Consider the following 14,352-nt stretch of genomic DNA (forward strand, 5'->3'; position numbering starts at 1 on the left):
GTGGCGGAACACGGTGGGTGGGGCGTCAGCCGTACATGCCGGGTGCCGTGGCCGTGCCGTCGTTGACGGCGTGGACGGCGCCCTTCTCGTCACGCCAGAGGCGCCAGCCGCCCTGGCTGCCGGTGAACCAGGGGGGCGGGGTCGTCGTGGAGGCGAGCCGCTTGCCGGTCGCGAGGTCGTACTCGCAGGCGGCGGCTATCGAGTAGAAACCGGGGGCCTGGCCGCGGAGCGGGAGCGGTTTGGGGTCCGTGACGCAGAAGGACCAGCCGCGCTGGTCCTCGACCGGGACCGGCTCGCCCGTCGTCAGGTCGAAGGCGGCGCCCTTGGCGTCGTGCTTGAGGAAGCCGAGCTTCTCCATGCGGTCGGGGAAGGCCAGCCACCAGCCGGAGCCGGGCACCTCGGAGGCGGGGATCTGGCCGATGACCCGGCCGCTCTCGGCGTCGAGCCGGGCGAAGCCGCCGTAGGTGCCCTGCCGGTCGACCGGGCGTACGACGGGAGCGTAGCCGGGGCTGCCGCTGGGGTAGACGCGGACGACCGAAGGACGCATCCAGTTGATCGTGCCGTCGCCGATCTTGATGGAGAACAGGCCGAAGGTGGAGGCCTTCTTCGTCCGCGGGTTGGTGTAGGGGGCGACGTAGCCGATCAGGTTGTCGCTGGTCGCGCCGAAGGCCCACCCGCCCGACATGTCGATGCCAGGGCCGAGCGCCTGCTCGATCGGCTGCTGCCACTGCAGCTTGCCGGTCTTGAGCTCGTACGACTCGATCATGGGGTTGGCGGCCAGGCGGAGCAGCAGCACCCGGTCGGGATCCGACCACTCGACCTCGGCGATGCCGGGCAGCTTCCACATCTGCTTGCCGCTGACCGGGTCGAGCACCACCACGCGGGCGGTGGAGAGCGCGGTGTGCTCCGGCAGGCAGATGTAGGGCCCGCAGCGCTGGGGGCCGAACGTCGAATGCACCGGCCGCGCCCACTTCTGCGCGCCGGTGCGCGCGTCGCGGGCGACGACGGTGGCGTTCCAGCGGCCCTTCTTGACCGGGTCGACCGCCACGACGACAGCCTGGCCGGGGGCCGTCTCGACGATGGCGGGCGCGGAGACCCCCATGCCGGGCAGGCGGCCCGCCATGGTGGCCGGCTGGGCCCAGAGTTTGTTGCCGTGGGTGAGGTCGACGGCGACGGTCTCCAGCGAGCCGTCGGGCTTCATGGAGGTGGTCGTGACGACCCCGCCAGCGGCGGACATCCGGCTGACCGCGTCGATCTCGTCGTTGTGCCAGGTCGGGAAGTGGACCGTGGCCGCGCCGCTGTCGGAACAGCCGGCCAGGGCCAGGATTCCGGCGAGAGTGAGGGCGGCGTTCGCGAGGGGCCGAAGCACGAGCAATCCACTCCAAAGGGACGAGGAGTGACGGCTTCGGTTCGGAGGGTGACCGGGATCAGGCGTCGTTGGGCGACTCTCCCAGCCGGCGGCGGAACAACGTCGCCCACTTGCCGTGGAGACCCGTCGCCCGCCCGGCGACCGTGGTCGCGGAGACCTCGGTGCCGGGCTCCTCCGCGGCCGTAGCCGCCGCGAGGTAAATCGGTTGCAGTCCTTCGCCGCGCGCGGGTCGAGGCTCTGGCCACAATCCCAACGCAGCGCATACAGAAGGTAGCACTGCGTAAGCTGCCTGTGCGTAACCTCGGGCAGATGGGTGAAAACGATCGGGTCCGAACATCTCGCCCGGATTTGTCGCGAAATCCGGCCCCAGGACGTCGGCGAACGAGACCGTACGTCCGCCCGCGTCGACCACCGCGACCGTCTGGGCCGCGGCCAGCTGGCGGCTCCAGCGCCGCGTCACCCAGCGCAGCGGCTGCGCGATGGGCCGTACGGTGCCAAGGTCGGGACAGGTGCCCACGACCACCTCGGCGCCCGCCTCGCGCAGCCGGCGCACGGCCTTGCTCAGGTGGCGTACGGCAACCGCGGGCGGGGTCTGGGTGGTGACGTCGTTCGCGCCGACGAAGATCACGGCCAGCTGGGGCTCCGCCGTCAGTGCCCGGTCGACCTGGTCGGCGAGTTCGGCCGACGGGGCTCCCGACTTGCCGACCACGCGGAGGCGTACGGGGCGCTCGGCGACGGAGGCCAGGCCGTGCGCGAGCAACACGCCCGGGGTTCCGGCCGGATCGGTCATCCCCAGGCCGACGGAGAGGGAATCGCCCAGCAGGACCATGGAGACCGGGGTGCCGGGGAAGTCGCCGTAGACGCCGTCGGACGGCGGCCCCTCCATGCCGTGCGGACGGCCGATCACCTTCCTGGCCAACAGGCTTTCGGCCATCAGCAGGCCGTACGCGGTGGCGCCGAGGGCCGTCAGCCCGCCACCGCCGAGTGCCGCCGCCGTCGCGATCTTGCGCGCTGCCCGCGCCGTGCCCGCTGCCCAGACCACGTGCGTGCTCCTCTCGGCCGAACACGGCGGTAGCGTTTGCCTTGAAAACTAGCCGAGTGCCCGCCACCCCCACGGGAGCTCGGCCCTCGGCAAGCTGACCAAGCTTCGGCAAAGAAGGTGAACACCTCGGTGCGCGTTTACGATTCCCTGGTCGAGCTCATGGGCAACACCCCGCTCGTCAGGATGCACAAGGTCTCCGCCGGCCTACCCGCCCAGGTGCTCGCCAAAGTCGAGTACTTCAACCCGGGCGGCTCGGTCAAGGACCGCATCGCGGTCCGCATGATCGACGCGGCGGAGGCGTCGGGGGAGCTCCGGCCCGGTGGCGTGATCGTCGAGCCGACGTCCGGCAACACGGGCGTGGGTCTGGCCATCGTGGCCCAGCAGCGTGGCTACAAGTGCCTGTTCGTGGTGCCCGACAAGGTGGCCCAGGACAAGATCGCCGTGCTGCGCGCCTATGGCGCCGACGTCGTGGTCTGCCCGACCGCCGTGTCGCCCGACCACCCCGACTCTTACTACTCGGTGTCCGACCGGCTGGCCCGTGAGGTGCCCAACGCCTGGAAGCCCGACCAATACTCCAACGTCAACAACCCCGACTCCCACTACTACTCGACCGGTCCCGAGGTGTGGGAGCAGACCGAGGGCCGGGTCACCCACTTCGTGGCGGGCATCGGCACCGGGGGCACGATCAGCGGCGCCGGCCGCTACCTCAAGGAGATCTCCGACGGCCGCGTGAAGATCATCGGGGCCGACCCCGAGGGTTCCGTCTACTCGGGCGGTTCGGGCCGTCCCTACCTGGTGGAGGGTGTCGGCGAGGACATCTGGCCGGCCACCTACGACACGAAGATCTGCGACGAGATCATCGCGGTGTCCGACAAGGACTCCTTCAACATGACCCGGCGGCTCGCCCGCGAAGAGGCCCTGCTGGTCGGCGGCTCGTGCGGGATGGCCGTGGTCGCGGCGCTGGAGGTGGCGGCCAAGGCGGGGCCCGAGGACGTGGTGGTCGTCCTCCTGCCCGACGGCGGGCGCGGCTACCTGTCCAAGATCTTCAACGACGACTGGATGGCCGACTACGGCTTCCTGACCACTTCGTCCGAGGAGGGGCTGGTCCGTGACGTACTGGCTCGTAAGGGGGCGGGCCTGCCGGAGTTCGTGCACGTGCACCCGCACGAGTCGGTCGGTACGGCCATCGCCATCATGCGCGAATACTCGGTGTCGCAGCTCCCGGTGATGAAGGAGGAGCCGCCGGTCATGGCGGCCGAGGTGGTCGGCTCCATCGTCGAGCGCGACCTGCTCGAAGCCCTCTACCGCGGCCGGCTCTCCTCCGAGGACACGATCGCCGAGCACATGTCGTCGCCGCTGCCGATGATCGGCAGCGGCGAGTCGGTGGCGCGCGCGGTGGAGGCGCTGGAGAAGGCGGATGCCGCGGTGGTGCTGGAAGAGGGCAAGCCGGCCGGGCTACTGACCCGCCAGGACCTGCTCGCCTTCCTCGCCAACCACTAGGGCCTTGACCACTAGGGCTTTTTGATCGACTCGATCACGGTGCCGAGCCCCTCCGAGCCGCGTCCCTCGGCGTCGGCGCGTTCGAACAGCTCCTTGAGGGCGTTCGGCACCGTGGTCTCCAGCCCGGCGTCCTTCAGCGCGTGGACGGCGTGGCCGATGCCGACCGCCTGCATGTGCAGGGAGTTGAGTTCACCCGGATACACCCGGGCCTCGGCCTCCTCGGCCAGGATCTTGGCGAAGCCCATCGGCCCGTCGCCCCCGAGCTGCGTGAACGTCTCCCTGGCGAACGGCAGGAAGTCCCGGGGCGGCACCCCCGCCGTGCCGAGCAGCGCGAGCGCGTGCATGTAGCTGGTCAGGCTGGACCAGAAGATCAGCAGCTGCGCCTGGTAGTACATCATCGCCAGGCCCTGGTCCTCGCCCACATAGGTGATCGTGGCCAGCGCCTTGAGCGTCTCGGCGTGCCGGTCGACGGCCTCCTTCGGGCCGCTGTAGAAGGTGTACGCCATGGGCAGGCCGATGCCCGGCGGCGGCACCATGATCCCTCCGGTGACGAGCGTGCCGCCCCGCCCGGCCACCCACTCCGCCGCCGCGCGCAACTCCTCGGGCGTGCCCGAGCTGAGGTTGACCAACACCTTCCCGTCCAGCCGCGCGTCGCTCAGACTGTCGTACATGGCCTGGTAGCTCACCTGGCTGATGACCAGCAGCTCGCCTTCGGCCGCTTCGGCCGCTCGCCGGGCGCCTCTGGCCACGAGCGGGTCCGTCTTGCTCTTCGTACGGTTCCAGACGGTCACCTCGTGACCCGCCGCGAGGAACGTCTCCGCCATCTTCGACCCCATCGGGCCCATTCCGATCACTGACACTCGACTCATGAGCCCCACCATCGAACGTCCCCCTACGGAAATCCTTCCGTCTCACTACGGGTTGTCTCTGACGTGGTGAGTTTCGGGGTGCTCGGGCCGCTGGCGGTCTGGACGGACGACGGCCGCCCGATCCAGGTGACGGAGCCCAGGATGCGGGCGTTGCTGGCCGACCTCCTGGCTCACGGGGGCGGGCCGGTCTCGATGGACCGGCTGATCAACGACCTGTGGGGGGAGCGGCCCTCCCGCAATCCCGTCGGCACCCTCCAGGCACGCGTCTCCCAGCTCCGCCGTACCCTGGGCGACCCCGGCTCGATCGTCCACACCCCGGCCGGCTACCGCCTGGCGTTCGCCGACCCTTCTCGGGCCAGGGGCCGATGGGAGGGGGGGCACTCCGGTGTCGCGCTGGGTGAGGGGCGCTTCGGTGTCGCGCTGGACGCCGACCGGTTCCGTGAGCTCGTCGGCGAGCGTGCCGCGGATCCGCGTGAGCGGGCCGCCCAGCTTCACGAGGCGCTGAGCCTGTGGCGTGGTCCCGCGTACGCCGACCTCGCCGACGAGGAGTTCCTCCGTCCGGAGATCGCGCGTCTGGAGGAGCTGCGCCTGGCCGCCCTCGAAGAGCAGGCGGAGGTACGGCTAGCCCTGGGCGAGGACGTGGACCTGGCCGACCTGGTCTCCCGGCACCCGTTGCGCGAGCGTCTGCGCGCCCAGCACATGACGGCCCTGTACCGGGCCGGTCGGCAGAGCGAGGCCCTGGCCAGCTACGGGGAGCTGCGCGAGCGGCTGGCGGAGGAGCTGGGCCTGGACCCCACGCCCGAGCTGGCGGCACTTCAGGAGGCGATCCTTCGGCAGGATCCTTCGCTCGTCCGGCAGGCCCCCCCGCCCGCTGCCCAGCCGCCCCGCTCCAACCTGCCGTCGCCGCTCACGGAGCTGATCGGCAGGGACGCGGAGGTCGCCCAGGCCCGCGACCTGCTGGACGTCGCCCGTCTGGTGACGCTCACCGGACCTGGCGGCGTCGGCAAGACCCGCCTCGCCTTGGAAACCGCCCGTTCCCTCCTCGACGAAAGCACCGCCTTCCCTGACGACAGCACCGTCTTCCCCGACGCAAGTGCTGCCCTCCCCGACGAGAGCTCCGCCCTCCCCGACGGGGTGTGGCTGGTGGAGCTGGGCGGGATCACGGACGTGGCCGAGGCGGTCGCGGACGTGCTCGGCGTACGCGACGACGACGCCGCGCCACTGCCGCCGAGACTGGCGACCGCCCTGGCCACCAAGCGCGCGTTGCTCGTACTCGACAACTGCGAACACCTGGTGGAGGAAGCGGCGGAGCTGATCTCCGCACTGCTACGGGCCGCCCCAGGGCTGCGGATCCTGGCGACCAGCCGGGAACCGCTCCGGGTGGCCGGCGAGCGCATACATGCCGTACCGCCGCTGACCGAGCCCGACGCCGTACGCCTCTTCACCATCCGCGCCGGAATCAAGCTGAACGAGCCGAACGCCACCCCCACAGACGCGACCAGCAGGGCGAGTAAGTCGAACGAGGTGGGTGAGGCGGTCGCGACCATTTGTCGGCGGCTCGATGGCCTTCCGCTGGCGCTGGAGCTGGCCGCGACACGGGTGCGGGCGTTGGGTGCGCGGGAGGTGGCCGAGCGGCTTGACGACCGGTTTCGCCTGCTCAGCTCCGGTATGCGTGACGCGCCCTCACGTCAGCGCACGCTCCGGGCGGTGATCGACTGGAGCTGGGACCTGCTGTCCGACCACGAGCGGGTCGTGCTGCGGCGGCTGGCCGTACACGCGGACGGGTGCGCGCTGGAGGCGGCCGAGGAGGTCTGCGCTGAGCCCGGCGTGGACGTGGTGGACGTGCTGGCTGGTCTGGTCGACCGCTCGCTGGTGGTGGTGTCCACCGGGCCCAGGTACCGGCTGCTGGAGTCCGTCGGGGTCTACTGCGCCGAGCGTCTCGCGGAGGCGGGTGAGCATGGGCGGATCGCCGCACGTCACGCCCGCTACTACACGGCGCTGGCCGAACGGGCGGACCTGCGCGGGCCGGGGCAGAGACAGTGGCTCGAACGCCTGGACGCCGAGACCGCCAACCTGCGGCTCGCCCTGTCGGGTCCCGAGCCGCTCCGCCTGGTCAACGCGCTGGCCTGGTACTGGTTCCTACGCGGCCGCATGGGCGAGGCCCGCCGCTCCCTGGCCACCGCCCTGTCCAAAGCCGCCCCGGCGCCCAGTGCCGCTCTGGCGTCCAGAGTCCCCTCGACGTTCGGAGCCGCTCCGGCGTCTAGCGCCACCTCGGCGTCCGGGGTCGCCCGGGGGGCCGGGATCGCCCTGGAGTTCGGGGTCGCTCCGACGTCCGGGGCCGCTCCGACAGCCGGGGCCGCTCCGACGTCTAGCGCCGTGCCAGGGTCCGGGGTCGTGCAGGGGCCCGGCTCGGGGTCCATAGCCACCTCGGCCGTGCCCGTCACGGATCTGACCGCCGGGCGGGCGGCTGTGGCGTCGGTGTGGTTGGCGGGGATGGCGTTGTCCGTCGGGGAGGTGGCGCCGCCGGTGCGGGTGGCCGGGCTCGACGCCCGAGGGCGGGCACTGGCCGACTGGTTTCTGACCCACGTGCGCTGGGCGTACGGCGATCATGGTGCGCACGAAGCGGCGGCGAGCCGGGCGCTGGCCGCGTATGAGGCGCTCGGCGACCGCTGGGGGATCGCCGCCGCGCTCAGCCTGCGCGCGAAGCTGGCCGTCGGGCGGGGGGACCTGGTCGCGATGGAGCGGGACGGGCGGCGGAGTCTGGAGCTGTTCGGCGAGCTGGGTGACGCGTGGGGGCGGTTGGAGGCCATGGACGCGCTTGACCGGCTGGCCGAGATACGGGGTGATTACGCCGAGGCCGCCAGGTTGCGCGAGGAGCAGTTGCGGCTGGCGGAGGAGCTCGGCTTCGAGGTCGCGTTCAAACTGGCCGGGCTGGGCCGTGTGGCGCTCCTGGCGGGCCGGTACGAGCGAGCCGACCACTACCACGAGCGGGCCAGACTGCTGGCCGTGGAGCAGTCCTACAAGGCCGCGGAGGAGCATGCCGTGCTCGGGCTGGCACTGAGCGCCAGGCGGCAGGGCGACTACGTACGGGCGGAAGGGCTCCTGACGCCGTGGCTCGGCTGGCTGCGTGAGGTGCGGGGGACGCCCGGCATCGCGTTCGTCCTGGCCGAGCTGGGGTTCGCCGCCGAGCAGCGCGGTGACGCCGCGACGGCGCTGGCCAGGCAGCGGCAGGGCTACGAGGCGGCCCAGGCCACCGGGGACCCGAGAGCGATCGCGCTCGCCCTGGAAGGGCTGGCGGGCGCGCTGTCACTCACGGCCGAGCAGACCGGGACGGGGCAATCGGCCGAGCGAACCGGGACGGGACAACCGGCTGAGCAGACCGGGAGGGGACGCCAGGCCCGATGGGGCCTTCCCGAGAGGCATCGGGAGCCCGAGGGGTACCGGGAGGCGGCCGGGATGCTCGGCGTGGCCGCCGCGCTCAGAGAGGCGGTGGGCGTGCCGCTGCCCGCCCCCGAGCGGGCCGACGTCGACCGGATCACCGCCAGGCTGCGCGCGGCGATGGGTGCCGAGTTCGACCCGGCGTACGCCTCAGGACGTGGGAAACTCCGCGACCACTTCCCAGGCCCCGTCGGAACCGGGCCCGGCGTACAGGCGGCCGCCCAGCGCCTCCACCCGCTCGGCCATCCCGACCAGCCCGAACCCGCCGCCCAGGCGCGAGAGCCGGGGGTCGGAGGCTGAGCCGAAGTTGCGGATGCGCAGCAGCACGAGCTGGTCGAAGCGGCGCAGCTCGGCCTCGACCCAGCTGGCGCCCGGCGCGTGCTTACGGATGTTGGTGAGCGCCTCCCGCAGCACCCGGTGGACCGTGGTCATGACCTCCGGCGCCAGGGTGTGGTCGTCGATGCCGGACCCGATCTCGAACGCGACGCGCGGCCCGTTCTCCGAGAACCGTTCCGTCAGCAGCCGTAGATCGGCGAGCGACGTGCCGGGGGTCCTGGCGGCCTCGTCCTCGGCCCGCAGGACGGTGACCAGGCGTCGCATCGAGGTGAGCGCGTCCGTCCCGGCACTGGCGATGGCGTCGAGGGCGGGCAGCACGGCGTCGGGCTTCAGGTCGGCGACCGTGCGGGCGGCCTGGGCCTGTACGACGATGCCGGTGATGTGGTGGGCGACCAGGTCGTGCAGCTCTCTGGCCAGCTCCAGGCGCTCCGCACGCCGTACGGAATGGACGGCCTCCTTGCGGCGCTCCTGCTGGAAGCGGAGGTAGCCGCCGACGGCGGCGATCATCGTCCACGCGGTGAAGAGGATGAACGAGAAGGCCAGCTTGTTCTGGGGATCGCGCGAGGCGCCTTCCGCCATGAGGACGACCAGCGCGGTGCCCCCGAACACCGCGGCCCGCTTGACCGGCTCGACGTGGCGCAGCACGCCGATCGTCAGGATCATCAGCGCGCCGGTCTCCGCCGCGCCGGGCACGCCCACGAACCCGCTGACGGCGATCACCAGCGAGGAGACGAGCGAGAGGGCCAGCATGACGACGAACGTCTCGACCCGGAAACGGCGCCGCAGGATGGCGGCCGCGACGCCCACGACCCCGCAGATCGGCACGAGCCACTGGACGCCGCCCCTGGTGGCGGCTACGGCGAGGTCCATGAGGAGCATCATGGCCAGCCAGCCGATCGCCGCGATGTCGCTCAGCCGGCGGATCCAATAGACGACGTGCTTGGCTTCCCCCACCCCTAGGAGCCTAAGCCGCAAGTCGGATGGCAGGCATCGACCGTTCGGCTGAGGAGGCTCGCCGAGGACCGGCCCTTCAGTGGAGGCGGCGGCGGGGGGCCGTCGACGATGCTGGTACATGTCCGGAAGGGGGACGGGAAAATGATTGTCCTTGGATTCGTACTGCTGGGTATCGGGTTGGTCGTGGGTCTGCTGCTGGCGCTGGCCGACCCGGTGCTGCTCTCCCGCATCAACGGGGAGCACGCGGAGGGCGGCAGCGGCCGCCATATCCAGGTGCCCGTACGCGACGCCGACGTTATACCGCTGGCGTCGCGGGCAGGCGGCGACAGGAAGAAGCCTCAGGCAGCCTGAGACCGGCTCGCGCGGGGCATGACGCGCGAGCCGCGCGGGCGCGGTTGGGGACGGCGCCCGCTTCGGCCCGCGGTCCGTTGGGGAACGGACCGCGGGCCGCTTCCGTTACCGTGGGCCTATGACGAACGGTTTCGAAACCCTGGCGATCCACGCAGGTCAGGAGCCTGACCCGCTTACCGGCGCGGTCGTGCCGCCGATCTATGCGACGTCCACCTACAAGCAGGACGGTGTGGGTGGCCTGCGTTCCGGATATGAGTACAGTCGCTCGGCCAACCCGACCAGGACCGCGCTCGAAGAGGCGCTGGCCGCGGTCGAGGGCGGCGCGCGCGGGCTGGCGTTCGCGTCGGGCCTGGCGGCCGAGGACACCCTGCTGCGAGCTCTCTGCAAGCCGCAGGACCACGTCGTCATCCCCAACGACGCTTACGGGGGCACATACCGGCTGTTCGCGAAGGTCGGCGAGCGCTGGGGCCTGCACTACGACCCAGTGCCGCTCGGCGACCTCGACGCCGTGGCCGCGGCGATGACCCAGAAGACGCGGATCATCTGGGTGGAGACGCCGACGAACCCGCTGCTCGGCATCGCCGACCTCGCCGCGCTCGCCCAGCTGGCCCACGACAACGGGGCGCTGCTGGTCGTCGACAACACCTTCGCCTCGCCCTACCTGCAGCAGCCGCTCGCGCTGGGCGCGGACGTGGTCGTGCACTCCACCACCAAGTACGTCGGCGGCCACTCCGACGTGGTCGGCGGCGCGCTGATCGCGGCCGACGAGTCGGTCGGCGCGGAGCTGGCCTTCCACCAGAACGCGATGGGCGCGGTGGCCGGGCCGTTCGACGCCTGGCTGACGCTGCGCGGGCTCAAGACCCTGGGTGTACGGATGGACCGGCACTGCGACAACGCCGAACGGATCGTCGATCTGCTGCTCGCGCACCCGCGCGTGACGCAGGTGCTCTACCCGGGCATGGGCGACCACCCCGGGCACGAGGTGGCCGCCAAGCAGATGAAGCGGTTCGGCGGCATGGTGTCGTTCCGCGTCACGGGCGGCGAGGCCGAGGCCGTCGAGGTGTGCAACCGGGCGAAGCTGTTCACGCTGGGCGAGTCGCTGGGCGGCGTCGAGTCGCTCATCGAGCACCCGGGCAGGATGACGCACGCCTCGGCGGCCGGCTCGCCGCTGGAGGTGCCCGCCGACCTGGTGCGGCTGTCGGTCGGCATCGAGACGGTCGACGACCTGCTCGCCGACCTCACGCAGGCGCTCGGCTAGGAGCCCGGTACGACCATCAGGACGCTCGGTTAGGAACCCGGTACGACCATCAGGAACAGGATCACCAGCCAGATCAGGGACAGCAGCCCGCTGATGGCGGCGATCCTGCCGTTCTGCACCTTCGCGTCGTCGTCCGGGGTCTCGGTCTCGAGGACCTTGACGGCGGCGCGCAGGTCGCGGTCGATGATGACGAGCAGCACGACGGCCACGATGAACAGCGTCATCGAGGCCGTCATGTACCACTTGCCGAGCACGCCGCCGCCGATCGACATGCCGACGGCCAGCCCGAAGATCAGCACGCCCAGCGAACCGATGCTGTAGATCCGGGTGGTCCGCTGGATGTTCTGCAGGACGGGCACGTTCTTGCCGCGGATGGCTCGCGGAGCGGCCATGGTGGCCGCTGTGAGCGGGCCGATCGTGAAGATCGCGAAGCCGATGTGCAGCCAGAGAAGCAGGGGCGACATGCGTAGGAGACTAGTCCCCGACGATCTCGCCCGCGGACTCGACACTCTGTTTACCCTCTGAGGAGCAGCGCATGATCAGCTCGGTGGCCGCGATCGCGACCACCATGAGCACGATCAGAAGAATCATGGCAATCATGGAGCCCCCCTCCTTCCCCGTGTCGGACGTAAATATCGTCCGTAATGACTAGACGCTCTGGCAACGGAATAAGTTCAGCGCGGGTATGGTTGACCACCGTCGCTTTTTCCTTACCGTCTGGGCACAAGGGGGTGCCGTCCGTGGCCATCAGGCATGTCGAGCCGTATACCGACGAGTGGCTGCAGCAGCCGACCGGCTACGTGCAGCGGGTCGTCGACCTGCTCGGAGCCGAGGTCGCCGACTGGTGGGAGGGCCCCTGCGAGCCGCGTGGCGCGACCGTCCGACTGACGGACGGCAGCGCGCTGGTGTGGGACGAGGAGAGCGGGTGGCGGCTCGGCGGCTTCGTCTCCGGCGGCCGCGGCGAGCACACCCAGCTCGACGGCGTCCGTTACCTGGGCGGCGGCCTGCTGCCCCGGCCCGAGCGCGTGCCGTCGGCGCTGAGCGATGCCCGCACGGGTGTGGGCGCCAGCTCCGCCTGGCGCCCCTGTTACCGCTCGTACCGTAACTGCCGGGACGGCTTCGACGTCGCCCTCGACTTCTACGCGTCTCTCGTCGACGCCTGAGCGGCTGACCGCCTGAAGTCGCGGGCCGGTCGTAGGACATCAACGCCGTCGTACGACATCAGGCCCGCGTTCAGACAGCCAGGCCCCGTTCGGACCTTGAGCCCGCGTTCAGCGGGACCGGCGTACCCGTAGGAAGTCGCTCACCACATACTCGCCCAGCCGATCCGCGCTGGGGGAGAACACGCGACCGCCGTTGCGCCGCGCCACCTCGTCCACGAACTCCTTGAGGCGGTCGTCGCCGGCCAGCATGAAGATGTTGAGCGTCGCCCGCCGCCGGGTCATCTTGTCCACCTCGGCCAGCGTGAGCTCCAGCGTCTCGGGCGACGGCGGCCACTCGAAGGCCGAGTGCCCGTTGCGCATCAGGTGAGCCGTCGGCTCGCCGTCGGTGACCACGAGCACGACCGGCTCGAAGTCGGGATGGCGGTCCAGGTGCCGGCCCGCGATGAGCAGGGCGTGGTGCAGGTTCGTCCCCTGAACCATGTCCCAGTCCAGCCCGGCCAGCTCGTCCGGTTGCAGCACCCGAGCGTAGTTGGAGAACCCGATGATCTGCACCGCGTCCTGCGGGAACTTGGAGGCGACCAGCGCCTGAAGGGCGAGCGCGGTCTGCTTGGCCGCCGCCCAGGTCCCGCGTAGGGCCATCGAGTAGGACAGGTCGACCAGCAGGCAGACGGCCGCCGCGCTGCGCCGCTCGGTCTCGGCCACCTCGAAGTCGTCGACGGAGAGGTGTACGGCGCCTGATTCGGACTGGACGCCGCCGTTGCGGACGCCGTTGACCAGCGTGCGAACCACGTCGATCGGCTGCTCGTCGCCGAAGCGCCAGGGCCGCGACGAGCCGGTCAGCTCCCCGGCCGAGCCCGCGTCGCGCTGGTCGTGGTCGCCGCGCCGGCCCGCGTCGAGCGAGGCGAACACCCGGCGCAGCGCCGTCTCACCGAGCCTCCTGACGGCCTTGGGGGTGAGCTCCAGCTTGCCCCGGCGGCGCAGGAGGTAGCCCTGCTCCTCCAGCTCGCGTTCGATCCGCTTGAGTGCCTCCAGGTCGTCGACCGCCGAGCGGCCGAGCGCGCGGCGGACCGCGGACTCGTCGACGTCGTCGAGCCTGGCGCCCGGGTAGTCCTGCCGGAGCGAGGTCTCCAGCTGTGAGAGGTCGGCCAGCTCCTCCAGGGCGGTGACGGCGTCGCCCATGCCCAGCGGCTCCTCGCCGGTCAGCCGTTCGGGGGTGTCCCAGGCCAGGTCGGGCCGGCGGGCCTGGAGGGACTCGCCGAGCCGGCGCATCTCGTCGGACAGCCCCGCCTGGTCGAGCGTCTGGCTCATCAGGTTGGCCAGCTCCTCGCGCTGGGCCGGGGTCATCGAGGCGAGCATGCGCTGGGTCGCGGCGGCCCGCCGGGCCAGGACGTCGACCAGCTCGTCGAGGTCGCGCGGCTTCTCCGGGAAGAGATCGCCGTATTCCTTCATGAACGCATCGAAGTCCTGCTGGGTGTGCTGACCTCTGGCGTCCTTGTCGAGCATGTCGTTGAGGTCCGACATCATCTGCCGGACGCGCTCCATCGCCGCCGGGTCCGGCTGGGCCAGCGCGTCACGCAGCCCTCTGAACTGGCTGTCGAGCACTTCGCGGCGCAGCAGGTCGCGCAGCTCATCGAAGGTCTGCCTGGCGGCGGCGGAGCGCCACTCGTAGGGGGTCAGCTGCTGGATCGCGCTGGCCGTGTCGTCGGGCAGCGAGTCGAGCTCGCTCTCGCGCAGCCGCGCGTCGTCGGACGGGTCGGGGAACAGCTCGGCCCGCTCCTGGCCGATGGCCTTGTCGAGGAGCGCCCGCGCCCGCTCCAGCGTGCCGTCGAGCCGGCCGCTCTCGCGCAGGTCCCTGCGGCGCCGTCGTACCTCTCTGAGCATGTCGTCGAGACCCCGGCGGTCCTGGGCTCCGGGCAGCCCGCGCTTGAGCAGGTCGCGCAGGGCGTGCACGGGAGTGGAGCCGGACAGGATGGCGTCGCCCATCTCGTCGAGCGCGGCGCGCACGTCGTACGGCGGGGCGAGGGGGTCGGGGCCATCGTTGTACTCGCCATAGCGGTAGGCCATCACGAACA

Annotated in this window: 11 protein-coding genes and 1 pseudogene; 5 read left to right on the forward strand and 7 right to left on the reverse strand. The window is 71.3% G+C overall.

Annotated elements, in window-relative coordinates; genetic code table 11:
- Positions 1 to 25: 25 nt before the first annotated feature.
- Together AB0B64_RS21330 and AB0B64_RS21335 are read right to left on the reverse strand one after the other, a co-directional pair.
- Positions 26 to 1,369, reverse strand: coding sequence for a PQQ-binding-like beta-propeller repeat protein (locus AB0B64_RS21330; RefSeq protein ID WP_357943982.1), 1,344 nt, complete (start codon positions 1,367 to 1,369; stop codon positions 26 to 28).
- A 58-nt stretch (positions 1,370 to 1,427) separates the two neighbouring features.
- Positions 1,428 to 2,411 (reverse strand): SGNH/GDSL hydrolase family protein, encoded by a 984-nt coding sequence (locus tag AB0B64_RS21335; protein ID WP_357943984.1) that lies wholly within the window; start codon positions 2,409 to 2,411, stop codon positions 1,428 to 1,430.
- A 129-nt stretch (positions 2,412 to 2,540) separates the two neighbouring features.
- On the opposite strand from AB0B64_RS21335, the gene AB0B64_RS21340 reads away from it, so the two are divergent.
- Positions 2,541 to 3,911, forward strand: a complete 1,371-nt coding sequence (locus tag AB0B64_RS21340) for a cystathionine beta-synthase (RefSeq protein ID WP_357943986.1) — start codon at positions 2,541 to 2,543, stop codon at positions 3,909 to 3,911.
- 11 nt (positions 3,912 to 3,922) lie between these two features.
- Here the strand turns inward: AB0B64_RS21340 and AB0B64_RS21345 are convergent, their stop codons facing one another.
- On the reverse strand, positions 3,923 to 4,780 hold the full coding sequence (locus AB0B64_RS21345; RefSeq protein WP_358179215.1) for an NAD(P)-binding domain-containing protein: 858 nt from the start codon (positions 4,778 to 4,780) through the stop codon (positions 3,923 to 3,925).
- A gap of 66 nt (positions 4,781 to 4,846) precedes the next feature.
- Between AB0B64_RS21345 and AB0B64_RS21350 the strand changes: the two genes are divergently transcribed.
- Positions 4,847 to 8,518 carry a BTAD domain-containing putative transcriptional regulator gene (locus AB0B64_RS21350; protein WP_358179217.1) on the forward strand — a complete coding sequence of 1,224 codons (3,672 nt, stop codon included), beginning with the start codon at positions 4,847 to 4,849 and terminating at the stop codon, positions 8,516 to 8,518.
- 276 nt (positions 8,519 to 8,794) lie between these two features.
- Here the strand turns inward: AB0B64_RS21350 and AB0B64_RS21355 are convergent.
- Positions 8,795 to 9,628, reverse strand: a pseudogene (locus AB0B64_RS21355) (histidine kinase dimerization/phosphoacceptor domain-containing protein); the annotation flags it as partial.
- A 21-nt stretch (positions 9,629 to 9,649) separates the two neighbouring features.
- Here AB0B64_RS21355 and AB0B64_RS21360 point away from each other — a divergent pair.
- Together AB0B64_RS21360 and AB0B64_RS21365 are read left to right on the forward strand one after the other, a co-directional pair.
- Positions 9,650 to 9,859: a hypothetical protein gene (locus tag AB0B64_RS21360; protein WP_357943992.1), complete on the forward strand. Its 210-nt coding sequence runs from the start codon at positions 9,650 to 9,652 to the stop codon at positions 9,857 to 9,859.
- Positions 9,860 to 9,977: 118 nt separating this feature from the next.
- On the forward strand, positions 9,978 to 11,117 hold the full coding sequence (locus AB0B64_RS21365) for a cystathionine gamma-synthase (protein WP_357943994.1): 1,140 nt from the start codon (positions 9,978 to 9,980) through the stop codon (positions 11,115 to 11,117).
- A gap of 29 nt (positions 11,118 to 11,146) precedes the next feature.
- On the opposite strand, the gene AB0B64_RS21370 is transcribed toward AB0B64_RS21365, so the two are convergent.
- Together AB0B64_RS21370 and AB0B64_RS21375 are read right to left on the reverse strand one after the other, a co-directional pair.
- Positions 11,147 to 11,581: a hypothetical protein gene (locus tag AB0B64_RS21370; RefSeq protein WP_357943996.1), complete on the reverse strand. Its 435-nt coding sequence runs from the start codon at positions 11,579 to 11,581 to the stop codon at positions 11,147 to 11,149.
- 10 nt (positions 11,582 to 11,591) lie between these two features.
- The gene (locus AB0B64_RS21375; RefSeq protein WP_357943998.1) at positions 11,592 to 11,717 is read right to left on the reverse strand and encodes a hypothetical protein; all 126 of its coding nucleotides are present in this window, start codon (positions 11,715 to 11,717) and stop codon (positions 11,592 to 11,594) included.
- A gap of 140 nt (positions 11,718 to 11,857) precedes the next feature.
- On the opposite strand from AB0B64_RS21375, the gene AB0B64_RS21380 reads away from it, so the two are divergent.
- A complete protein-coding gene (locus AB0B64_RS21380) occupies positions 11,858 to 12,280 on the forward strand; it encodes a DUF6292 family protein (protein WP_358179219.1) in 423 nt (140 codons plus the stop codon).
- A gap of 108 nt (positions 12,281 to 12,388) precedes the next feature.
- Here the strand turns inward: AB0B64_RS21380 and AB0B64_RS21385 are convergent, their stop codons facing one another.
- Complete coding sequence (locus AB0B64_RS21385) at positions 12,389 to 14,344, reverse strand: hypothetical protein (RefSeq protein ID WP_357944604.1); 1,956 nt, start codon at positions 14,342 to 14,344, stop codon at positions 12,389 to 12,391.
- Between the last annotated feature and the right edge of the window lie 8 nt (positions 14,345 to 14,352).

It is taken from the genome of Nonomuraea sp. NPDC049129 (genome assembly GCF_040648495.1).
In the GTDB taxonomy this organism is placed as follows: Bacteria; Actinomycetota; Actinomycetes; order Streptosporangiales; family Streptosporangiaceae; genus Nonomuraea.